General features: G+C 40.7%; 18 protein-coding genes. 5 read left to right on the top strand and 13 right to left on the bottom strand.

The window, feature by feature from the left end; genetic code table 11:
- Nucleotides 1-3: 3 nt before the first annotated feature.
- Nucleotides 4-1,941: a M56 family metallopeptidase gene (locus ACWICE_RS15440; protein WP_454298723.1), complete on the bottom strand. Its 1,938-nt coding sequence runs from the start codon at nucleotides 1,939-1,941 to the stop codon at nucleotides 4-6.
- A 4-nt stretch (nucleotides 1,942-1,945) separates the two neighbouring features.
- On the bottom strand, nucleotides 1,946-2,308 hold the full coding sequence (locus tag ACWICE_RS15435; protein WP_185213434.1) for a BlaI/MecI/CopY family transcriptional regulator: 363 nt from the start codon (nucleotides 2,306-2,308) through the stop codon (nucleotides 1,946-1,948).
- A 313-nt stretch (nucleotides 2,309-2,621) separates the two neighbouring features.
- On the opposite strand from ACWICE_RS15435, the gene ACWICE_RS15430 reads away from it, so the two are divergent.
- Nucleotides 2,622-3,911 carry a citrate synthase gene (locus ACWICE_RS15430; RefSeq protein WP_093100208.1) on the top strand — a complete coding sequence of 430 codons (1,290 nt, stop codon included), beginning with the start codon at nucleotides 2,622-2,624 and terminating at the stop codon, nucleotides 3,909-3,911.
- A gap of 135 nt (nucleotides 3,912-4,046) precedes the next feature.
- Here ACWICE_RS15430 and ACWICE_RS15425 read toward each other — a convergent pair whose 3' ends face one another.
- On the bottom strand, nucleotides 4,047-4,493 hold the full coding sequence (locus ACWICE_RS15425; protein WP_454291509.1) for a T9SS type A sorting domain-containing protein: 447 nt from the start codon (nucleotides 4,491-4,493) through the stop codon (nucleotides 4,047-4,049).
- Between the two features lie 208 nt (nucleotides 4,494-4,701).
- Here ACWICE_RS15425 and ACWICE_RS15420 point away from each other — a divergent pair, with 208 nt between their 5' ends.
- Nucleotides 4,702-6,642, top strand: coding sequence for a KUP/HAK/KT family potassium transporter (locus tag ACWICE_RS15420; RefSeq protein ID WP_185213431.1), 1,941 nt, complete (start codon nucleotides 4,702-4,704; stop codon nucleotides 6,640-6,642).
- Nucleotides 6,643-6,692: 50 nt separating this feature from the next.
- Here ACWICE_RS15420 and ACWICE_RS15415 read toward each other — a convergent pair whose 3' ends face one another.
- Together ACWICE_RS15415 and ACWICE_RS15410 are read right to left on the bottom strand one after the other, a co-directional pair.
- Entirely contained in the window at nucleotides 6,693-8,384 is a 1,692-nt protein-coding gene (locus tag ACWICE_RS15415; protein WP_185217727.1) for an amino acid permease, read from the bottom strand.
- A gap of 41 nt (nucleotides 8,385-8,425) precedes the next feature.
- Nucleotides 8,426-9,109 (bottom strand): ACP phosphodiesterase, encoded by a 684-nt coding sequence (locus tag ACWICE_RS15410; protein WP_454291510.1) that lies wholly within the window; start codon nucleotides 9,107-9,109, stop codon nucleotides 8,426-8,428.
- Between the two features lie 84 nt (nucleotides 9,110-9,193).
- Between ACWICE_RS15410 and tyrS the strand changes: the two genes are divergently transcribed.
- Nucleotides 9,194-10,474, top strand: coding sequence for a tyrosine--tRNA ligase (gene tyrS / locus ACWICE_RS15405; protein WP_454298722.1), 1,281 nt, complete (start codon nucleotides 9,194-9,196; stop codon nucleotides 10,472-10,474).
- Between the two features lie 72 nt (nucleotides 10,475-10,546).
- Here the strand turns inward: tyrS and ACWICE_RS15400 are convergent, their stop codons facing one another.
- The gene (locus tag ACWICE_RS15400) at nucleotides 10,547-11,245 is read right to left on the bottom strand and encodes a DUF4397 domain-containing protein (protein WP_454298721.1); all 699 of its coding nucleotides are present in this window, start codon (nucleotides 11,243-11,245) and stop codon (nucleotides 10,547-10,549) included.
- Nucleotides 11,246-11,457: 212 nt separating this feature from the next.
- Here ACWICE_RS15400 and ACWICE_RS15395 point away from each other — a divergent pair, with 212 nt between their 5' ends.
- The gene (locus ACWICE_RS15395) at nucleotides 11,458-14,061 is read left to right on the top strand and encodes an FtsK/SpoIIIE family DNA translocase (protein ID WP_185217723.1); all 2,604 of its coding nucleotides are present in this window, start codon (nucleotides 11,458-11,460) and stop codon (nucleotides 14,059-14,061) included.
- Nucleotides 14,062-14,064: 3 nt separating this feature from the next.
- Nucleotides 14,065-14,709 (top strand): LolA family protein, encoded by a 645-nt coding sequence (locus ACWICE_RS15390; RefSeq protein ID WP_454298720.1) that lies wholly within the window; start codon nucleotides 14,065-14,067, stop codon nucleotides 14,707-14,709.
- A gap of 150 nt (nucleotides 14,710-14,859) precedes the next feature.
- On the opposite strand, the gene ACWICE_RS15385 is transcribed toward ACWICE_RS15390, so the two are convergent.
- From ACWICE_RS15385 to ACWICE_RS15355, 7 genes are all read right to left on the bottom strand, one after another.
- Nucleotides 14,860-16,215 carry an FGGY-family carbohydrate kinase gene (locus tag ACWICE_RS15385; RefSeq protein WP_454298719.1) on the bottom strand — a complete coding sequence of 452 codons (1,356 nt, stop codon included), beginning with the start codon at nucleotides 16,213-16,215 and terminating at the stop codon, nucleotides 14,860-14,862.
- An 8-nt stretch (nucleotides 16,216-16,223) separates the two neighbouring features.
- Nucleotides 16,224-17,498 carry a sugar isomerase gene (locus tag ACWICE_RS15380; RefSeq protein ID WP_454298718.1) on the bottom strand — a complete coding sequence of 425 codons (1,275 nt, stop codon included), beginning with the start codon at nucleotides 17,496-17,498 and terminating at the stop codon, nucleotides 16,224-16,226.
- A gap of 30 nt (nucleotides 17,499-17,528) precedes the next feature.
- Complete coding sequence (locus ACWICE_RS15375; RefSeq protein ID WP_454298717.1) at nucleotides 17,529-19,637, bottom strand: bifunctional aldolase/short-chain dehydrogenase; 2,109 nt, start codon at nucleotides 19,635-19,637, stop codon at nucleotides 17,529-17,531.
- Between the two features lie 20 nt (nucleotides 19,638-19,657).
- The gene (gene rhaT / locus ACWICE_RS15370; protein ID WP_454298716.1) at nucleotides 19,658-20,731 is read right to left on the bottom strand and encodes an L-rhamnose/proton symporter RhaT; all 1,074 of its coding nucleotides are present in this window, start codon (nucleotides 20,729-20,731) and stop codon (nucleotides 19,658-19,660) included.
- Nucleotides 20,732-21,314: 583 nt separating this feature from the next.
- The gene (locus tag ACWICE_RS15365) at nucleotides 21,315-21,944 is read right to left on the bottom strand and encodes a 3-oxoacid CoA-transferase subunit B (protein ID WP_185213420.1); all 630 of its coding nucleotides are present in this window, start codon (nucleotides 21,942-21,944) and stop codon (nucleotides 21,315-21,317) included.
- 3 nt (nucleotides 21,945-21,947) lie between these two features.
- Complete coding sequence (locus ACWICE_RS15360) at nucleotides 21,948-23,126, bottom strand: thiolase family protein (RefSeq protein WP_185213419.1); 1,179 nt, start codon at nucleotides 23,124-23,126, stop codon at nucleotides 21,948-21,950.
- Complete coding sequence (locus tag ACWICE_RS15355) at nucleotides 23,119-23,841, bottom strand: CoA transferase subunit A (RefSeq protein ID WP_254529512.1); 723 nt, start codon at nucleotides 23,839-23,841, stop codon at nucleotides 23,119-23,121. Before ACWICE_RS15355 ends, ACWICE_RS15360 begins: the two co-directional genes overlap by 8 nt.
- Between the last annotated feature and the right edge of the window lie 182 nt (nucleotides 23,842-24,023).

The raw sequence follows: 24,023 nt of genomic DNA, 5'->3' as shown, positions 1-24,023 counted from the left end.
TCTTTATTTGGATTTTGTCCCAATGATCACCACTCCCTTTTCACCTTTTTTCCCATATAAGGCTTTGCCTCCTTGTGGATCCAACTGGTTCAAATATTCTATTTGATTATTATCCAATTTGTCAATAGCTTTCTTATTGGCGATCTTTCCATCGATGACAACAAGCTTATCCTTTAGTCCATCTTTGGATAATGTTCCTCTAACCGTGGCAGCTCCAGGTTTGCTATTTTGAGTATGTCCAGGATTACTTATGATTACTTGTGTTATCTCAGAGTCTGGCTCGCCTTTTACAGTCATTCTCGCAGGTTCTGAACCTGGTTCTCCTTTTACAGTTATTCTTGCAGGTCCAGAGGCAGGTTGGCCTTTAACGGTGATCCGAGGTTCGGAAACAGGTTTCCCAGAGAAAGTTGTTGATTGGAGATTGTTTTTCCTTGCAAATTCTTTTGTTGTGAACTTGATGGTTGGTTTCCCACCATTGGAATCCTTTATAATATGAACATTCTCCAATTCATTTGGGTTCAGTTTTTTATACTCATCGTGATTGGACTCTTTTTCATCAATGATAATTTTCGTGTCCTTTGGGATTCCTTGGAGCTGGACTTTTGTAATGACCTTTACAGGCACTGAGTCTGTATCAATATTATTATTCGCCTTCATACCTATAAATTCACCACTAAGCTCTTTGGGGCCTTGAGGACCTTTCCCATCGTCTTCTTTCTTGGTTTCGATAACAATTACTCCGTTTTTGGCCTCTTCACCATAACTTTTTGCATCAGCACCTATTAGAACCTTCAAACTTTTAATGGATTTAGGATTAATCGCGTCTATATTGAAGTTTATAGGTAATTTTTCACCATCAAGTATCACTAAAGGACGCTTACTCGGAGTTATATCAACAAAACGGATAGTTCCGCCAGACCTAGGCTTACCTTGAATATAGTCTGCAAATGCCCTGGTATTTATATCTTTGATGGAATCAAGGTATGTCGTATCTTTTCTAGGATGCTGAATCATGACCTTTTTGATCTGTTGATTGAGGTCAGTTTCATTCAAAGTGACCACGACACGTTCAATTTTTGCTTCTGCTTGGTTTACCGTAAAGGTAATACCGGCAATGATCAGGACGGGCAACAGGAATACATACTTTCCAAGTTGCAGTTGGGATGATCGTTTTTTGTTCATCATCATAATGCGCTTTTTTAAGGTTTTAAAATTAAACTGATTGCTGATGCCGACCGAAGCACCCTGCTTGGTGACATTCAGCAACGAGTATTGATAGGTCTGTCGGTCCACACCCTTATCCAGAACTTGTTGATCAGTCAAGAATTCTAGATTTTGACGTACGGCTTTGCGCATGTACCATACGAAGGGATTAAACCAACAGCACAACAACACTATTTCAAACAACAGAACATCGATGCTGTGATGGCCTCTCACATGTACCTGTTCGTGCTTGAAAATATCATATAGCTCCAGATCTTGGTGCTGCTCTTTGTGCAGATAGATTTTATTGAAGAAGGAAAACGGTGTAATCGGGAAAATGACATTCCTGAAGATATAATCTCGCCATTGAGATGGTTTAGAATGCCAATGGATACGCAATAAGCTTCCGAGCTGTATCAGCAGCCTGGTCAATAGGATCAATCCTCCTATGGCTAGCAAATAAACCAAAAGGTCGCTGAGGTAAAACCCTCCTTCTTCTTTACTGTCCTCCAACAATGGAAAGTATTCCATGATAATCCCCTGTGGGATTGTAATGCTTTTGGCAAACCACGCTTTGACGTCCAAGAACGGATAAACAAAGGCATAGATGCTCCCGAAGATAAAATAAACCCTATTGAGACGGTAGAAAGTGAGGTCCTTCAAAAGTACTTGGTACCCTAAATAGATTAAGGCCAGCAGCAGGTTTACTTGGATGATATAGGTCAGTAGAGCTTCCATGCGCTTAGGATTTATTGTTCTTGATCATGTCCATGATTTCTTCCAATTCCTTTTGGCTTAGCTTCTCTTCTTTCACGAAGAAAGAAACCATTTCTTTATAGGAATTCCTGAAATAATCTCCTACAAAGGAATTCATAAATTTAGCTTTGTATTCCTCTGCATTTAATATGGGTTCATATCGCTTTGCATTGGCATATTTGACCGCCTTTACAAAGCCCTTCTTTTCTAGATTGCGGATAGTGGAAGCCAAGGTCGTGTAAGGCATCTCTTTATCTTTCAAATTATCCAAAATCTCGCGGACAAATCCTCCGTTTAATTGCCAGATTGACAACATGGCTTCTTCTTCTTGTGCGGTCAGTTTTTCCATTGCTCTACGTATTTATCACTAAATTACGAACTTTTCGTAGACTTCCAAACTATTTAACATATTTTATCTGTTTGGCTCACTGGAAATGAACGGATTAGGCTGCCTATTTAGTTAAAAAAGGAGAATTAGGGCTATGCGAACAAAGATTTGTCCTGATTGGACAAGTAATCTAATTAATACACATAAATTGTCTTAAAATGACTGTTTTGTGTCATAATTATTCATATTATACATCTAAAAATAGAAATCAATTTTATACATTTGTAAGAATACGATAAAAGTATAAAACACAAATAATACAAGAAATTTGATTATGTCTGAAACTGCATCTATTAACTTAAATGGGTCTACATATGAAATGCCTGTTATCACAGGAACAGAAAATGAGAAAGCCCTAGATATTTCAAAATTAAGAGATTCTTCTGGATACATTACATTAGATCCAGGATTCAAAAACACAGGTTCTACAAAGAGCGCCATCACTTTCTTAGATGGAGAAAAAGGTATCCTTAGATATAGAGGATACGCGATTGAAGATTTAGCAGAAAAATCAACTTTCTTGGAAGTAGCTTATCTATTGATTTATGGCGAGCTACCGACAAAAGACGTATTAGAGAAATTCCGTTCCGATATCAGGGCACAGATGATGATCCACGAGGACATGAAAAACTTCTTCGCAGGTTTCCCATCGAAGTCTCATCCAATGGGTCAATTATCTTGTTTAGTAGGTGCATTGTCATCTTTCTACCCAGAGTCCCTAAACCCTAACCAAACGGAAGAGGAAGAAAATAAAACAATCATCAACCTATTGGCTAAGATGCCTACGATCGTTTCATGGATCCAAAAGAAATCATTAGGTCATCCGGTGGTTTACCCTAAGAATAACTTCGGTTATATCGAGAACTTCCTGAACATGATCTTTGGTGAAGTAAACCAAGACAAAACATTCGATCCTTTGGTAATCGATGCGATGCATAAATTATTGATCTTACATGCTGACCACGAACAGAACTGTTCTACATCAACGGTAAGAATGGTTGGATCATCCAATGCGAACATGTACGCTTCTATCTCTGCCGGTATCAATGCCCTATGGGGTCCATTGCATGGCGGTGCTAATCAAGCAGTAATTGAAATGCTTGAGGCTATCAAAGAAGATGGCGGTGATGCCGATAAATATTTAGCAAAAGCGAAAGACAAGAACGATCCTTTCCGTTTGATGGGATTCGGTCACCGTGTGTACAAAAACTTCGACCCACGTGCGAAGATCATCAAGAAAGCTTGTGACGATGTATTGGAAAAATTAGGTGTTCAAGATCCTGTATTGGATATCGCAAAGCGTCTTGAAGAAGCTGCCCTGAATGACCAATATTTCATTGACCGTAAATTATATCCAAACGTTGACTTCTATTCTGGTATCATCTACCGTGCATTAGGATTTAACTCGGATATGTTCACTGTATTGTTCGCTTTAGGCCGTCTACCAGGATGGATCGCGCAATGGAAAGAAATGCGTGATAACAAAGAACCTATCGGACGTCCAAGACAAGTATACATTGGCGAGAACCTTCGTCCATATGTAGAGATCTCAGACAGAAAATAAGAAGAAGAAATTCATAATAAAAAGCCCAACCATCGAAAAGACGGTTGGGCTTTTATATTGAATGTCAATAAATTTCTACAGCAATTAAAAAGGCTCCAGAATTGGAGCCTTTAATATTTTATATTAATCTTTGGATTATTGTCTGATTGAAATACGCTTAACGATTGTTTCTGAGCCTCCAGACACTCTTACGAAGTAAAAACCTTCGGAAAGTTTCTGTTGGGTATCAAAACTTAAGTTCTGCATCCCTGCATCTAAACTACCATTGTGTAGACTTAAGACTTCATTTCCAAGGGCATCCATTACTTTTATCGTAATATTATTTACCTTTGCGAGCTTGAAAGTTACAGAGATTTGTTCTGAGATAGGGTTGTAGAAGACTTTAACATTATTGATAAGCTTGTCATTGTCTTCTTCTTTCGCCTTAATCATATCAAATGAAGAAGGTTCAAGTGTTGAAAAGCTGGAATAATGTGGGGTTGAAACTCCTGAATTAGAAGCCTGCGCAGTGCCTCCTAAGCCGACTAATAGGCATAGGGAACAGATAGCAAGGTGTGATATTTTTCTAAATTCTAATTTCATGTTTCAATATGGATACTCGATAAAGGTTATGGTTTAATCAAATGTAAACAATAATTCGAGAAATCCTAATACAAAAGTAATTAATTTTAGCTTTTTTTCTGGAGTTTTTTATGGCCTTTAACAATTTTTAACAAGAAAATACGTTGTCGCATTAAAAGTTGTAATTTCGCCTCTAATTTTAGACAAGATATCAAACATAATTAAATATATGTCAGGAGATCATAAACAAAACCTACAGCGCCTAAGCTGGACAGGTTTATTAATCAGTCTAGGTATCATTTTCGGTGATATCGGTACTTCTCCCCTCTACGTTTTCAAAGCAATTTTTAACAAAGGTGAAATTCAAGAAATCATGATCTATGGTGGTCTATCGTGTATTTTTTGGACACTTACCTTGCAGACCACCGTTAAATATGTCATCATTACCTTAAATGCGGACAACAAAGGTGAAGGCGGGATCCTATCCCTCTATTCCTTGGTCCGAAAGAAAGCGAAATGGTTGATCATTCCAGCCATCATTGGGGGTAGTACCCTGTTGGCCGACGGGATGATCACTCCTGCGATCACAATCTCATCAGCTGTTGAAGGATTAGCTATCAAAACCCCAGGTTTTCCGACCATACCAGTCGTTGTTCTCATCATTTCCTTGCTATTTATTATTCAACGTTTCGGAACGAATATCGTAGGTCGGGTCTTTGGACCATTAATGTTCATTTGGTTCACCACAATTGGAGTTTTAGGATTTTCATACTTAGGACATAATCCAGAAATCTGGAAAGCTATCAATCCATATTATGCCTATCAATTATTGGCCAACTATCCCAATGCTTGGTTCATCATAGGTGCAATTTTCCTATGTACCACGGGAGCTGAAGCGCTTTATTCAGATATGGGTCACTGTGGAAAATCAAATATCCGTATCAGTTGGATCTATGTGAAACTGATGTTGATATTCAACTATTTCGGTCAAGGAGCTTGGTTATTGGAGCATGTTGGAACCCAGATCGGTGAGGTCAATCCTTTCTATGCGATCATGCCAGATTGGTTCATTATATGGGGAGTAACCATTGCAACCATTGCGGCTGTAATTGCCAGTCAAGCCATGATTTCAGGATCTTTTACCTTGATTGCTGAGGCTGTACGACTAAATATTTGGCCTAAGGTTGCTATCCGATATCCAAGTGACCATAAAGGTCAGATCTATGTGCCTTCGGTAAACCTGATCCTATATCTGGGCTGTATGCTGATCATCCTGATATTCAGGGAGTCCAGCAATATGGAGGCAGCCTACGGTCTTGCCATTAACCTGACCTTCATCATGACGACCATCTTGATGACCGTATTCATGATCAGAAAACGCATCAACCCAATCCTGATTGGCTTATTCGCATCGGTTTACACCGTCATCGAACTAGCCTTTTTAGTGGGTAATATCAGTAAAATTGCACATGGTGGTTGGTTGACCCTATTGCTTGCATTAACCTTGTTCATAGTGATGTACAGCTGGTTTGGTGCAAGGAAGATCAAGAACAGATTTGTCAAATTCGTCAATATCCAAGACTACTACCCTATCCTATCTGAACTTAGTGAGGACAAAACGGTACCTCAGTTTTCATCTCACCTGGTTTATTTGACCAGTGCCAATAACTTAACGGAGGTAGAGGCTAAGATCACCTACTCAATAATCAACAAGAAGCCCAAACGTGCCGATGTGTATTGGTTGGTTCACGTTGATGTAATGGACAACCCACATACAAGGGAATATAAAGTCACCCAATTGATCCCTGGTAAGCTTATCCGGATAGACTTTCATTTAGGTTTCCGTGAGGAGCAGAAGATCAGTTTATTGTTCCGTAAGGTTGTGGAAGATATGGTAAACAAGGGTGAGATAGATATCACAAGTAATTACGAAACCTTGAAGAAACATAATATTCCTGGTGATTTCAATTTCGTAGTATTGGAAAAAGTGATTTCTAAGACCCACTTCCTGAAATGGAATGAAAAGATCATCCTTGAGATCTATAAGATCCTGAAGAAATTCAGTCTTTCCGAGGAGAAAGGATTTGGACTCGACAGTAGCTTCGTAACATTGGAGCGGGTGCCACTGACCATTCCAAACACGGGAGAAGTAAAACTTACTAGATTATAAAAAAAGGCTGCCAATGATTGGCAGCCTTTTCTAATGCTTTTTTTCTCAATCTATTTTGTGTCGATATTTCTCAACTTGGAGTTTCTATAGCCATAACCAAAATATATCGCTAAACCACCCAGTAACCACAGGATAAAGATAATCCAGTTACTCGCCCCTAATTCAGACATCAGGTAAAGGTTTACCAAGATTCCAATGACCGGCAGTAATGAAAAGTTATATTTAAAACTCAACACACTCAACACCAACCAAGCCAACCAAAATACGATCACTAAAGATTTATGCAAAAGAATCGCTGAAGACCCCATACTCATCCAATCTGAAATGGACTCTCCACTAAACTTAACAGCGAGTATCAAGCCAACAATTAATCCAATACCTACGATGTATTTCCCATTGACATATGGCACTCTAAACTTAGAACGTTTGGATAAGCCGGAATGATCCATATACAACACCCCGCAACACACTAGGATAAATGCGAAGAAAGTACCTACAGAGGTCAGATCGACAAAGAAATCCATCTTGAAGAACAATGCTGGGACAGCCACCACGATACCTGTCACGATCGTTGCAAAAGAAGGCGTTTTATATTTTGGGTGAATAGTTGCAAACTTCTTCCATAACAACCCGTCCCTACTCATGGTCATCCAGATCCTTGGTTGAGCCAATTGGAACACAAGCAAAGCACTCGTAATCGCAATTACGGAAGTAACCGAAATAATCCCTGCCATATGATCGAAGCCTACGTATTCGAACACATATGCCAATGGATCCTTCACATTCAATTCCTTATAATTCACCATTCCTGTCAATACAAGTGTGATCGCCACATAAAGCACGGCACAGATCAACAAACAATAGATCATCGCTTTTGGAAGGTCCCTTTGGGGGTTCTTACACTCCTCTGCTGTTGTTGAAATGGAGTCAAAACCGATAAAAGCAAAGAATACAGCTGCTACCCCACTCATTACACCTCCTAAACCATTCGGGGCAAATGGAGTCCAGTTCTCCGGTTTAACAAAGAAAATACCACCGATAATCACCGCGAGGATAATCCCGATCTTGATCAGCACCATGATATTACTGGCTTTCCGGGATTCTTTAATACCGATATACACCAGCCAGGTTACCAGGAAAGTGATCAATCCAGCAGGCATGTCAAAGATAATCGGGATATCCAAGATCCTTGGCGCAGTGTCATAGGCCTGCAGAGCAACCTTATCGATTTTCTCCAAATTCTCTATCCCTACTTCCAGGAACTTCTGATGCGCATCTAGGGCATAACCTGGCGCCATGGTCATCCATTTGGGGAGATGTATCCCGAAGCCTTCCAGCATAGACACAAAATACTGCGACCATGATATGGCCACTACCATATTGGATACGGCATATTCGAGCACCAGGGCCCAGCCAATTATCCAAGCAAACAATTCACCAAATGCCACATAAGCATAGGTATATGCACTACCGGAAACCGGTACGGTACTCGCAAACTGAGCATAGGAAAGAGCAGTAAACACACAGGCAAAAGCCACAAAAACGAAGAGCAGCGAAACAGCCGGACCTCCATTGTAGCTAGCCAAACCTATGGTACTGAAAATACCAGCCCCTACGATGGCTGCAATACCAAGGGAAACTAAATCTCGAACTCCTAAAATTTTTGCTAATCCAGAACCACCATGTTCAGCGTCTGAAAGAATTTGATCTACGCTTTTCTTTCGGAAAAGTCTATTAGCCATATTAAGTTAATTTATTGGACAAGTAACAAAAGTGAAAAAAATTATGACAAATACGTCAAGTTATCCTGAATATATGTGTAGATATCCTTGAAGTCCTTCATATCTTCATTGCAATAATCGACCAAGACCTCGGTCAATCCTTCATGTATTCCCTTTGGGGTCTCAAAGGTCCAGATACGTTTTGAAATATTGATCAGTGGCTTTGAAATCTGATCAAGATCTTTATAATCAAAAATATACTTCCATGCTAGGAATTTATCATAAAAGGCAACAAACCCATCAATATCTTCCACACCGATGGTTTTCAAATAACTTTTCATAATTGGTTTGTGAACATTTTCCAGGTGTTCATATAATCTCGAAACATTGACAAGCTGATGCTTGATCAACAAATGGTCGAGCATCAATTCTACTGCGATATGCGCCATGAAAGTCCCACGGATCGGCGTACCTTCCAATACAGGGTCCAGCTTACGTCTCAGGTGATGGCAATGGTTCAAAAAGAACTCACTGCTATGGAATAACTTGTCCACCTCCACATGCCGATACCAACCTTCGGATATTTCCATGGTCAGGGGATGGGCAAAAAGCTGTTCCTCGAATTTTTGGGGATGAAAGATATAGGACTTATCTACATTCTTCAACAAGTCAGGCAACAAAGAGCCAAGAACACGCTCAGGGATAGTTGCAAACCTTTCAAAATAGAAATGTGAGAGAAAATTCATCCGCTATATCAAACAATAATTATCTGAAAGATACAGTTTAATCTCGTATCTTTGCAACTTAAATAAAAATCTTAAGGGTATATTATGAACTTTGTAGAAGAACTACGCTGGAGAGGCATGCTTCAAGACATCATGCCAGGAACAGAAGAATTGTTAAACAAAGAACAAGTAGCGGGATATATCGGCTTCGACCCGACAGGCGATTCTCTACATGTTGGTCATTTAACTCAAATCATGACCCTGATCCACTTTCAACACGCAGGCCACAAACCTGTTGCCCTTGTTGGTGGTGCTACAGGTATGATCGGAGACCCTTCATTCAAATCAGCTGAACGTAATCTTCTTGATGAAGCTACGTTAGCTCACAATGTTGCATCCCTGAAACATCAATTGACCAAATTCTTAACATTTGGCGATGGTGAAACAGATGCAAAAATGGTGAACAACTTCGATTGGTTCAAGGACTTCAGTTTCTTGGATTTCATCCGTGACGTTGGTAAGCTGATTACCGTGAATTATATGATGGCCAAAGATTCTGTAAAGAAACGTTTGGAAGGCGAAAACGGCCTTTCCTTCACTGAGTTCTCCTATCAATTAATTCAAGGTTATGACTTCTATTATCTTTGGAAAAACCAGAACTGCAAAATCCAAATGGGTGGTTCTGACCAATGGGGTAACATCGTTACAGGAAGTGAAATCGTTCGCAGATTAGAACAAGGGACTGTTTTCGGATTAACTACGCAATTGATCAAAAAGTCTGACGGACAGAAGTTCGGTAAGACAGAATCAGGGGCAGTATGGTTGGACGCTAAGAAAACCTCTCCTTATAAATATTATCAATTCTGGTTGAATGCTACTGATGATGACGCTAAAAACTGGATCAAGATCTTCACCTTGAAAACCAAGGAAGAAATTGATGCCATTATCGCTGAACATGATGCAGCACCACACTTGAGAATTGTTCAAAAGGCATTAGCTAAGGACATCACAACACGTACGCACTCTGAACTAGACTACGAAACAGCGGTTAAGACTTCGGAATTCCTTTTTGGAAACGGAGACCTTTCTTTCCTAGCTAACTTAGACCATGATGCCGTACTTGAGGTATTCGATGGTGTTCCTCAATCCAACTTGGACAGGGCAAAATTAGCCGAAGGCATCAACATCTTGGATCTACTGGTTGAAACACAGGTTTTCCCTTCCAAGGGTGAAGCTAGAAAAATGTTGCAAGGTGGTGGAGTTTCCTTGAACCGCGAGAAATTAACAGACATTGAATTGCTAGTAAACACCAGCAACCTAATCAATGACAAATACTTAATTGCTCAACGTGGTAAGAAAAACTACTACTTGATCACTGTAGCATAAAGATCAAGCTATATCAAAAAGAAAGCCCGTAATCGACTTGATTACGGGCTTTCTTTTTGACCTCCAATCCGATTAGAGTTCCAATATTTTATATTTTATTTCCCTTTTCTCCGCATTTTCCTGTTGATCGGAGTACAATACGATCGAAAAAACGGCGCGATCTTTTCCATCTAAATTTATTTCAATATTATCATATTTACGGTCGGTGGAGCTGATTTCAAACTTAAAATCTTCCTTCGAGGAGTATTCATTCAATCCGAAGACTCTATCCTCCATATCATGGGTCACTTTTGAATTCAGGTATTGAAAGTCCAATTTAAGTTTAGAATCTGACACCAGGTTTACCAACCTAACTTTCATCTTACCAGTTTCAGGCTTAATCACATCATCCTCTGTTACAAGCGGTTCCCTTTTGTTAGTGCCATAAAAAAAGTATGAGTAAATTTTTGGACTCTGAAAAACTTTCTCTGTGGCATACAAAACATCTCCCTTTATTGTTTTCAGCTCCAACGATCTTTTTCCTGGAAATAAAGTACGGTGGTTAAGGTATCCTCCTGTGCTAAAATTCTCGTCGTCCTTGTTGATTAATTTCCCATCGATCAAAAGCTGTAGGTTACTTGTTCCTTCGATGGCATTGAAAGCAGCAATACCTGAAAAACTATCGCTGTCCAGATTTTCAGGTCCAACGCCATCATCCTTGGCACAACCTTGCATAAAAATCGTAAAACAAAGCGCTATTACAGGCAGCAAATATTTATTTCTTGGAAACATACTTCAAAATTCTTTATATTCAAAGATACAACGAATTTGGAGAGCTTATTGCTACAGCTCAATGAATTCAAATCAATGAACTATTTATGCATTAGCTTTATCGATTTCAATTGTTTTTAACAGGACATGATACCATGTTGTGTTATGACCTACACAATGGAATCCTAAAAGTTTTTTTTAAGTTTGTACTAACGTAAATCACGTCATAATTAATGGCTAAATTAAATACATTTAAAAACGGTAGTGGTAGCACTGGGACTAAGAAGACGAAGAACACTACTATTTCCTATCAAAAAAGAGCAAAAACCAAGTCTTTTGACCAATTCAACTTTTCGGAAGGTCAGAGAAAGGCTCTAAAAATATTAGGCTTATTTCTTCTTTTGCTCGCTGGGCTATTCACCGTTGCATTTGTTTCCTATTTGTTCACTTGGCAATCTGACCAAAGCTACATCGCCCAAAGCAATGGCGGATGGAGCACTTTGATGCAAACTACCGAAGAAATCCATGATGAAACCATTGAAACACCAATCGTTCAGAATAAACTCGGAAAGTTCGGAGCCCTATTAGCCAATCAATTTATCTATGAGTGGTTTGGCGTCGCTTCCTTTCTATTTATTTTGGTCTTATTTGTTATCGGTTACAAGTTCCTTTACAAAAGATCGATCCTTCCTGTTTGGAAAACCGTGATATATTCCCTTGTAGCTATTATCCTCTTGTCAATTACCCTTGGTTTCGCCCAAGATTTTATATCCAATACACCCCATATCCTTGAAGGTAAATTTGGTTTCTGGACCAACCAGATCCTAAAAAATCAAATCGGAACAGTAGGGACCGGCGGCTTGCTCGTATTTATTTTCTTGACAGCCTTGGTATTGCTGTACAACTACGACTTAAGATTCTCATTCCAGTCCTCCAAAAAACAATTGGAAGACGAGGATGAAGAATTTGAAGAAGATGATCAAAATTATACCACGGTCAACAATAAGATCAAGGCCAATACACAGCAAAACATCGCTACAGATACCTATGCTGTACCTGATGAGGAAGAAGAAGAAATTGGCAGTGTTGATTTCACGTCCAACAAAGAAGAGGACAATACGGTATCTCTTCCATTGAATGTGAATGCTATCAAGCCCAACACAAACTTTGTTGAGAACCAGGAAAAAGAAATCGAGCTCAGCATTGATCCCCCTCCTGCCCCAGTAAAGAAATCTGAAGAGGTTGCAGAACCTGCACTTACTGTGGAAAGAGTCATTGAAGAAAAACCGATCTCAGCCAATGACTTAGTGGAGAAATTTGGAGAATATGATCCTAAACTAGACCTTTCAGGATACCAATACCCCGGTTTAGATCTATTGAAAGATTATGGCTCCGGTAAAATCACGATCAACCAACAGGAGCTTGAAGCCAACAAAAACAGAATTGTTGAAACGCTGAGAAACTACAGCATTGAAATCGAACATATCAAAGCGACCATCGGACCAACGGTGACCTTATATGAAATCATCCCAAAACCGGGCGTTCGTATTTCTAAGATCAAGAATTTGGAGGATGATATTGCCCTTAGTTTAGCAGCCTTGGGTATCCGTATCATTGCACCAATGCCGGGTAAAGGAACGATTGGTATTGAGGTACCAAGCTCCACGCCTGAAATGGTATCGATGCGTTCTATCTTGACCACCGAGAAATTCCAAAAGTCAGATATGGACTTACCTATCGCTTTAGGAAAAACCATTTCCAATGAGGTATATATTGCCGATTTGGCAAAAATGCCGCACTTATTGGTAGCGGGTGCTACAGGACAGGGTAAATCGGTTGGTATCAATGCGATTTTAACTTCGTTGCTTTACAAGAAGCATCCAGCCGAGTTAAAGTTTGTCTTGGTCGACCCTAAGAAAGTAGAGTTATCCTTATTCAAGAAAATCGAAAGACATTTCTTGGCAAAACTGCCTAATGAGGATGAACCAATCATCACCGATACGAAAAAAGTAATCAACACCTTAAATTCCCTTTGTATTGAAATGGATCAACGTTATGACCTATTAAAAAATGCACAGGTAAGGAATTTAAAGGAATATAATGCAAAATTTATCAATCGTCGATTAAACCCTGAGGAGGGTCATCGATTCTTACCATTTATAGTTCTTATAATTGATGAGTTTGCCGATTTGATCATGACTGCCGGTAAGGAAGTAGAAACTCCTATCGCTCGTCTTGCTCAGTTAGCCCGTGCCGTGGGTATCCACTTGGTCATTGCAACACAAAGACCTTCCGTGAATATCATTACAGGTACCATCAAAGCTAACTTCCCAGCTCGACTTGCTTTCAGGGTACTTTCGAAAACCGACTCAAGGACCATCTTGGATAGTGGCGGTGCCGACCAATTAATTGGTCGTGGTGACATGTTGCTTGCAACAGGTAGTGACCTTATCCGTATCCAATGTGCCTTTGTCGATACACCTGAGGTAGATCAGATTTCTGATTTCATCGGATCGCAACGTGGTTATCCATCTGCCCACCTATTACCAGAGTACATTGATGAAAATGGTGAAGGTTCCGGCTTAGCGGATTTCGACATGTCCGATAGAGACCAGTTGTTTGAAGAAGCTGCAAGGCTGATCGTCATGCATCAACAAGGCTCAACATCATTGATTCAGCGCAAATTAAAATTAGGTTATAACCGCGCTGGTAGGATCATCGATCAATTGGAAGCTGCAGGTATTGTAGGTCCTTTTGAAGGAAGTAAAGCACGCGAGGTGCTCTATCCCGATGAATACTCATTGGAACAATATTTGGAAACATTAAGAAAAGATTAATTAATGATGATGAGATTTATCTATGTATTTGTTGCCCTATTTAGTGCAACATTAGCTTTCGGACAAAATGGTTCAACCAAGAAAATCTTGGATGAAGTGTCCCAAAAATATGATGGCTACAAAACCATCCAATCCGAATTCACTTTTAAAGCTACGCAGGCGAATGGCGAGAACTATACTGACAAAGGAAAATTGTTCCTGAACAAACCTTCCAATCAGTATAAGATTTCATTGCCTACACAGGACCTGATTTCTGATGGCAAATCCACTTGGTCCGTTCTTAAGGAAGATAAAGAAGTTCAGGTTTCTGAAGCTGACAATTCTGGACAATCCATTGGACCCAACAATATTTTCACCTTCTATAAATCAGGATATAAATATGGAAGTTCTTCCAATCAGTCAGATGCTGCTGCTGGAAAGTTGACCGCAATTGACTTTACTCCTGAGGATGCAAAGAGTAATTATTCCAAGATCCAGGTCCGCATCAACAAGAACAAGCATATCCATGATGTAACCATCTTTGACAAATCTGGCGCTAAGTATACTTATACCATTAACGGCCTGTATGTCAACAGCCCAATTGCTGGTTCGACTTTCCAATTTAACAAAGGAAATTACCCAGGATTTGAAGTCGTAGATTTACGTTAAGAAACCAAACATTTCATATAAAAAAGGCGAGTCAACCCTAGGTTGCTCGCCTTTTTGCTGTATAAGCCCCCAACCATCGCAAAAATAAAAAAGCCTCATTGCTGAGGCCTTCTTATACTTATTCTAAAAAATTATAATGAAAATTCTAAACTATGCCCGAAAGAACCGCAGCTCGATCAGGTCATTTGGTACAGGCAAGGTATTCCAATGTTCGTGAATGGCTAGGGCTGCTCCTACAGCCGTGGCCTGCGCCATAGATGCAGCATAAACTTCCACCTGCGGATACTCCTTGGCCAACAGGTTCATATAGATAGAATTCTTGCTGAATCCTCCATCTACAAATACTCTACTGATCTTTCCTTGATCCATGATCAAGTTGGTCGATCGTACCTGCGCCTTCACCAGGTGCAACATAAAGGAATGGTAGGCCTCTTTATAGTCCTTAAATTGATTTAGATCCAGTTTTGAGAAAGCATCCAATTCATCCGAAGTCTCTTTCTTTTGTAAGGCCTCTATTAAATTCCAATCAATATCCATATTCCTGAATTTTGCTGTCGTAACAGCAAAATTATCCGCAATACGTTTGGATTGCACATCATGTTCATGTCCTGCAAACAGTCGCGAAGCTTTGACAGGATCACCTGCATAAGACAGGTAAAATAAACAATCCTGCTCCAACTCTGATTTAGTCAGTGGACTATGGTTGAAGGGATTCAAAGAGATACACCAGGTTCCTGTGGAGATCAAAACGAATGGCTCATGAAAATTCAACAGGTACGGAATCAAGGCCGATGAACTATCATGAAGGCCAGAACCGATCACAAAAGTACTTCCCGGAAAATTTGCCGAGAACACTTCATCCGCTTCCACTACCGGAGCCAATTTTTCATCAATGCCATTATCCTTTACCCATTGGTGATAATCCTGCTTATGGTAATCCCAAAGAGCTGTATGGCAACCAATGCTCGTCTTATCCGAATAGAGCTTGCCAGAAAGCAAGAAACTGAGGTATTGTGGCAAATGCAGTGCACAATGGATCTCCTTGAACACCTGAGGCCTTTCTTTCTTCACCCGAAACAATTGCAGACCGGAGTTTAAACTCCCTAAATCTGGCGATGCCGTATCTAAACTGAATTTTTCCAAACCCCCGTATTGATTATGGAGTTCGTCTTTCAGTTCCTGGGGATAGGCTTTCAAATAATTGTACAGTGGAGTCAGCGGTTGTCCATCCTCTTTGATCAGAACAAAGCTTGCTCCATAGGAAGTAAAGTTGATTGCTTTAACTTCAAATTCTGTTTTACGGAAAATCTCATGTAGCGAATCAAACACGGAAAGCCTCAAGCTTTCAATATTTTCACATGGATCTCCATCCTCATCGACCGTTTCTAAAAAACGTGCTGATTTTTCAAAGACGATCTGATAATGTTCATCAAATAAGAACAATTTTTTGTTCGTTTTGCCAACATCAAAAATGGCAACAACAGGTATACGTTCTTTTTGTCCCATTTATTTTTTTATAATCCCGTAGCAACTGAATTTTCACCTCTTTCTTTCACTAATTGATCCCTAACAGCTAGTTCATCGAACATTTGTAATGGATCCAATGCAGCTCCAGACCGTAATCTTGCTTCAGCTACTATCGGTCGGACATCTGTGCGGAATGCGTCCTGCAAGATGTTCTGTGCTTTAACGATATCATTATTTTGTTGAGCCGCTTTCAATGCTTTTCGGTCTACCAAAAGCGCTTGCGCATAGGCAATCAAGATTGCTTCAACGGATTGCAATAAATCAATCAATGGATCTTTCAAGTTATGCGAAGCATCGATCATCCAACCTAAATCACTGACATGGTCCATCCCTCTGGCATCCATACCCTCCACCAACTCACTGAAGATCAAGAAGAGTTGGTAAGGCTTAATTGCCCCAGCAGTGAGGTCATCATCAGCATATTTACTATCATTGAAATGGAAACCACCTAATTTTCCTTCCATCAGCAATAAAGAAACAATCTGCTCAATATTGGCATTAGGAAGATGATGGCCCAGATCAACCAGCGTATATGCCTTAGGCCCCAACTTTGTAGCCAATAGCAAAGATTGCCCCCAATCTCCAATGGTCATCGAATAAAAGAAAGGTTCAAATGCTTTATACTCCACAAACAATTTCCAATCCGCCGGCAGATGGGCATAGATCTCTTTCAGACTTTCCAAGGTATTTTGAAAAGCTTCCCGAAAGTTCAATTGACCAGGAAAGGATGAACCATCCGCCAACCATACGGTCAGCGCCTTCGACCCTAACGCTATTCCATGGTCAATAACCTCTTTATTATGGGCAACAGCCTGTTTCCTGACCTTTGGATCCACATGATGCAAAGAGCCATGTTTATAGCTTAATGCTTGACCTTTCTGGTCCTGAAAGGTATTGGAATTTACCGTATCAAATTTTAGGTCAAAGGAAGCTGCCAGATCCCTGATCTTTTGGGAATCTTGAGGGATATCCCAAGGAATATGCAATGAAATGGCACCACTTGACCGATTTAAGGCATGTAATAAACCTACGTCCTCAATCTTTTCCTCCAATGTCCCAGGCTCACCCTTACCACTAAACCTCCCGAAACGGGTACCTCCCGTTCCCAGAGCCCAACTAGGAATGGCAACCTGAAACTTTTCAAGCTTCGATACAATAGCTTCAATCCCTTGAATATCTTCTTTCAGAAATTGGAAAGCACGCTGATGCCTACTTTCCAATTTCCTATTGTGCTCTTCAATCTGTTCTTTCGCAATTCTCATCGTATCTGCTTTATGTTATTGGAACGGCCCTTATCTCACAAAGGCCATGGCAACTCCACCATCTACATTCAATACATTCCCTGTTGATTTGTTCAACAGACCGCCAACAAAGGCAAAACATGCATTGGCAATATCTTCCGGCAAGATCACCTCATTTAATAAAGTTCGTTTCGCATAGAAAGCCGGCAACTCTTCAACAGATATACCATAGGCTTTTGCTCTTCCTTCGGCCCATCCTCCGGCCCAGATATTACTGTCCGAAATAACCGCATCTGGATTTACCACGTTGACCCTGATCTTGTCTGGACCTAACTCTGCGGCATTTAAGCGACTAAGGTGTAATTGGCTGGCCTTGGCACTGCCATATCCAGCATTGTTTGGTCCACTTACCAACGCATTCTTACTCACAATATTGAGGATATCCCCGCCTATTCCTTGAGCTTTCATGACATGTACAGCTTGTTGAGTGACATAAAACTGTCCCTTCACCAAAACATCGTATAATAGATCAAGATCCTTTGTACTATGGTCCTCAATGGTTTTTGAAATCGATAGCCCAGCATTGTTCACTACGATGTCAATACCTGCGTAATTTAAACATGCTTTTTCAAATGCGACTTTGATCTGTTCTTCATTGGTTACATCTAAAGGTACAGAGACTACATTGTCATTTCCAAAAGCAGCTTCAAATTCTTTTTTTGCACCAGCCAATCGTTCAGCATTTAAGTCATTCAGTACAATGACAGCACCTTCTTCGGCAAATTTCTTGGCGATAGCCTTGCCTATACCGCCGGCACTACCTGTCACCAAGGCAATCCTTCCTGATAAGGCTTTCGGTTTCGGCATACGCTGTAATTTAGCTTCCTCAAGCAGCCAATATTCAATATTGAAAGCTTCTTGTCTAGGCAAGGATGTATATTCACTTACCGCCTCTGAACCTTTCATCACATTGATTGCATTGGTATAGAACTCCGCTGCTACCCTTGCTGTTTGTTTGTCTTTCGCAAAGGCAAACATCCCTACACCCGGATAAATGATGATCACCGGATTTCTATCCCTGATTGCTGGGCTGTTCGGGTGTTTACAGGTTTCATAATATTCCGTATACATGGCCCTATAATCTTCGAACAGGGGAGCAAGTTTCTCCTTCAATGCTTTTACATCATTCAAGTCCTCATCTTTGTCCAGGTTCAGGATCAATGGCTGTATCTTGGTTCTCAAGAAATGATCTGGACAGCTGGTACCTAATGGTGCCAATTTCTCCAGATCATTGGAGTTGATGTATTCCAGTACACGGTGGTCATCTGTAAAATGACCAATCATGTGGCGTTCACTGGAACAGAACCCTCTTAAAATAGGCGCTATTTTAGCCGCCTGTACTTGTCTTCCTTTAGGATCCAGACTTTCTACTTTCTGACCACCAAATATTGCTCTGTTCTTACCATAGTTTTCTTCCAGGTAATTCGCACAAGCTTCAATCACATCCAGGGAATTGATATAGCAATCCTTTGCATTGTCGCCCCAGGTAAATAGACCATGGGATCCCAACATGATGCCGCGGATGCCCGGATTTTCTTCCAGACATTCACGCAATTGCAATCCAAGGTCAAAGCCTGGTTTTTGCCAATCCACCCAACCTATGGTCCCGTTAAAGAGCTCTTGGGTAATTTTCTTGCCATCCTTGGCTGCCGCGATGGCAATCGCTGCATCGGGGTGAAGATGATCAATATGTTTGAATGGTAAAAATCCATGTAATGGGGTATCGATTGAAGGTGCTTTCGACGCTAGATCAAAAATGCAGTGATTGAACAGTTCAACCATCTCATCTTCATGTTCTATCCCTCGGTACACTTTTTCAAGATCCCGTAGCCTATCTACATATAAAGCAGCTAGTCCGGACTTCTTCAATGTTCCTATATCCCCTCCTGAACCTTTGATCCACATTACCTCTACTTCCTCTCCGGTCAAGGGGTCTTTATCCATTACCTTGCAAGAGGTATTTCCTCCGCCGTAATTGGTAATCCTTAAATCCGATCCTAAAATGTTAGAACGGTATAATAACAGAGCTACCTCATCACCCGCAAGCTGTTGAGCGTACTCATCGTCCCATAAATAATTAACGTGTTTGTATGTTCTCACAGTTATATGTATTTAGTTTATTATTCTAATGTTTTCGCAAATCCCACTATACAAATCGACAGAATGATAGTGGCTATTCCAGCAATGATCGCTGTATATGTTGGTTTACTAACTCCTTTCCATTCCTTGAGGGCAATTCCCCAAGCATTGGAAATCAAAATGATAAAGGCCATGTGCAGGATCCATGAACTCGCACCATTGCCCAATCTACTTTCGCCCATCCCATAGAAAAAGAACTGCAGGTACCAAGTCGTCCCGGCTATGGCACAGAGCAAAAAGTTCTTTCCAATTGGCGTATCCCTTTTTGTATAATTTACAAACGAATGGTTCTTGATCAATAGGTACAGGCACCATAAAAAATTTGTGCTAAATCCACCCCAGAGGATTACGATATAGGTTACATTGTTTTGGTATAAAAACTCACCTTGACCTGGATGCGCAGACTTCCATAAATTATTGGCAACTTCTGCCATGGGTTTGCCGGATTCTATTCCAAAATTAAAACAGGCACTCAAAACCCCAGATACGATAGCGACAATGATCCCTAACCCAAAATTATAGTCTGCCTTCGCTTCTGATCCCAAGACTCCCAAACTTCTTTCCTTTAGCACACCTGCCTTCCCACATAAATAGATCCCAACCACACAGACCAACAGGCCAACCATTACACAGATTCCAGCGTTCTCCGTAAAGAAATAATCAATGCCATGCTTCCCATCGGTCCTGTTGAAGAAATAATATATGGCAGGCATCAGGGAACCAAAGACCATACTCAGTCCCAGAATCACACTGCTCCCTAAGGAAACCCCTAAATATCTCACCCCTAGACCATAGGTCAACCCTCCTATTCCCCATAATATACCAAACAGAAAAGTATATCCTAAAATATGGTTTTCTGTATTGCTGATGATATCCCAAAAATTGGGGATTGTCAGCCATGCTGCAATCGGAGGAACAATGATCCAAGAGAACAAACCACCTAAAATCCACATTGCCTCCCAAGACCAGCCCTTTACTTTCTTAAACGGAACGTAAAAACTACCAGACGCAAAGCCACCAATAAAATGAAATATTACTCCTGCTAATGCATTCATACGTGATCAAAAAGTGATTTAGGTTTTTAAGTTATTCCGAAGATATTTTATTTCTTTCATTCAACTGTTATGCACTGTCATGCTGTATGTAACTTAAGTCACATATCTTCACTGAAACTTTAAATAAAAGATTAAAAAGGTTAATGTTTTTTCAGATTTTGTACTGTAAAAACATTTTATACAATAATCATAATACAGCAGCCAATCTATCTAATAACAAATTAAATGATATAATCTTAACCGAAATTGGGAGGAGTGTTTCAGATACATACGTTTTGAACCAGGATGGAAATGATGAGAGGATGGACCAAGATCATGTTTTGAACCAGGATGGAAGGGATGAGAGGATGGACCAAGATCAGACCGTCTGCCGAAAGGATTGAAACTTATCGGAATATTGCATAAATATGGTTTTACTGATTTAACGGGTTGTATTGCCGTACAGTTCCTGAACCTTCGGTCCAGGATGACAAAAACTTTAAAAAAACAGACACAAGACCTAGCGCGCTGAACGGTCTATTGTCTTGTGTCTATTGTCTTATGTCTTAGAATAATGTCATAGACCTTCGTCTATGACATTATTCTAATAAAAAAGTTTACCTGCGGTACTTTGTTTTACCATATCCAAGGATACGCCATCATGGAGTTCGAGTACCTTAAATCCGCCAGTTGGCAACACTTCAAATACGCCTAATTCCGTGACGATCTTCTTAACGCATTTCACACCCGTCAAGGGCAATGTACAACTCGGCAGCAGTTTAGACTCGCCAGCTTTGTTGACATGTTGCATGGCCACAATGATATTTTCAGCACTTGCCACTAGATCCATGGCTCCACCCATTCCTTTTACCATTTTACCGGGAATCTTCCAGTTGGCGATATCACCATTCTCTGAAACCTCCATGGCACCTAGGATAGTCAGGTCGATCTTTCGGGAGCGGATCATGCCAAAGCTCATGGCCGAATCAAAGAAGGCTGAGCCCGGTAAGGTCGTGATGGTCTGTTTTCCGGCATTGATATAGTCTGCATCTTCTTCACCTTCAAATGGGAAAGGTCCCATACCCAACAAACCATTTTCACTTTGCAGAACTACATTGATATTGTCGGGGATATAATTGGCAACCAAGGTTGGGATACCAATCCCCAGGTTGACATAATAGCCGTCCTTTATCTCTTTAGCAATTCGTTTTGCTATTCCAAATTTGTCCAACATAGGTTAAATCTTTTTAAGGATCATGGCACTTGCCCCACCGCCTCCATTACAGATTGCGGCAAGTCCTAGCTGACCATTTTCCTGATGTAAAACACTGGTTAAAGTCACGATGATCCGAGCACCGGAACAACCCAATGGATGCCCCAATGAGACTGCACCACCGTAAACGTTCATCTGGTCTTCAGAAATGTCCAATAGCTTGGCATTGGCCAAGGCAACAACCGAAAAGGCCTCGTTAAATTCAAAATAATCGATATCATCCACTGTAAGCCCGACCTTTTGCAATACTTTCTGGGTAGCGGCTGTTGGTGTGGTGGTAAACCATTCCGGAGATTGTTCCGCATCTGCATACGCAATCACCTCTGCCAAGGGCTTAACGCCAAGCTCATTTACTTTTTCTTCACTCATCAAGATCACCGCAGCAGCTCCATCGCTTAAGGTCGATGCATTGGCAGCCGTGATCGTTCCATCGGTTTTAAAGGATGCCTTCAATTGACTGACCTTTTCAAAGTTGATATTCTTGAATTCCTCATCTTCATCAACCATGACCGAACCCTTTCTAGATTTTACCTCTACAGGAACCACTTCATTCTTGAATTTCCCCGTTTCCCAGGCAATTTTACTGCGAGTATAGGATTGAATGGCATATTCATCTTGATCCGCTCTACTGATCTCATATTTTTCCGCACAGAGTTCACCACAATTCCCCATGGCCTTATCCGAATAAACATCCGTTAATCCATCTTTTTGGATGCCATCTGTTAATTTCTGATCGCCATATTTAGCACCCCATCTAGCTGCTGTATCATAAAAAGGAACTTGGCTCATATTCTCCATTCCTCCAGCGATCACCACTTGGGCATCACCTAATAGAATTTGCTGCACGCCAATTGAAATCGCTTTCATACCACTTGCACAGACCTTATTGATGGTTGTGGCAGGTACGTGGTCGGGTAAACCGGCAAATTTTGAAGCTTGCCTGGCAGGTGCCTGTCCCAGATTCGCCTGGAGAACGGAACCCATATAGACTTCATCCACATGGTGCTTCTCCAATTTAATTTCGTCCATTACAGCTTTGATGACCGTAGCCCCCAACTCAGTGGAGGAAACGGTGGCCAGGGATGATCCGAAACTTCCCATTGCTGTCCTCTTGGCAGCAACGATATATACTTTTTTACGCATTATCTTCTCTATTTCTTACTGTTCTTTGTTCAATTCTTTTTTCATACTTCGCACCTTGGAATATCTTGTTTACAAATATGCCAGGGGTATGGATATGGTTAGGATCCAACTCGCCTACCTCCACTAATTCCTCCACTTCTGCGATGGTGATCTTGCCACACATGGCGACTGCATGGTTAAAATTCTGGGCCGTACCACGATAAACCAAGTTGCCCGCGGTATCCCCTTTCCATGCTTTTACCAAAGCATAGTCAGGTTCAAAAGCATATTCCATTAGATAATCTTTCTCTACTCCATGGAAGGTAAACCTTCTTACTTCCTTTCCCTCCGCTACTTCGGTCCCCACTCCCGCAGGGGTATAAATAACTGGCAGTCCATAACCCCCAGCCATTAAACGCGTGGCCAAAGTTCCCTGTGGAACTAAGTCTACCTCCAGCTCACCACTCAACATCTGTCTTTCAAATTCAGCATTCTCCCCTACATAGGATGCAATCATTTTCTTGATCTGCTTGTTCTGCAGCAACAGGCCCAAACCGAAATCATCCACCCCGGCATTGTTACTGATGCAAGTAAGGTCTTTGACCCGCTTTTCCAACAAAGCCGAAATCAGGTTCTCAGGAATCCCACACAGCCCAAAACCACCCAAGGAGATGGTCATGCCATCCTGAATCCCCTCAATAGCCTGCTGTGCATTAGATACTGTTTTATTAATCATATCTGTACATTGCGTTATTTTCCCTTTCGGGAATGAATAAATCTTTTAGAGCTTAGGACAACCAAATAATTATCTTAAAATCAATGAGTTGATAAAATATTTTTTGGTATAATATTTATTTATGTCCTGAAGTTTATAATCATGATAAATTTAACGAAATTATCTTAAACCTCTAATTATTA

The sequence above is a fragment of the Sphingobacterium sp. NPDC055346 genome (assembly GCF_053645235.1).
This window is presented reverse-complemented; position numbering and strand designations above follow the sequence as displayed.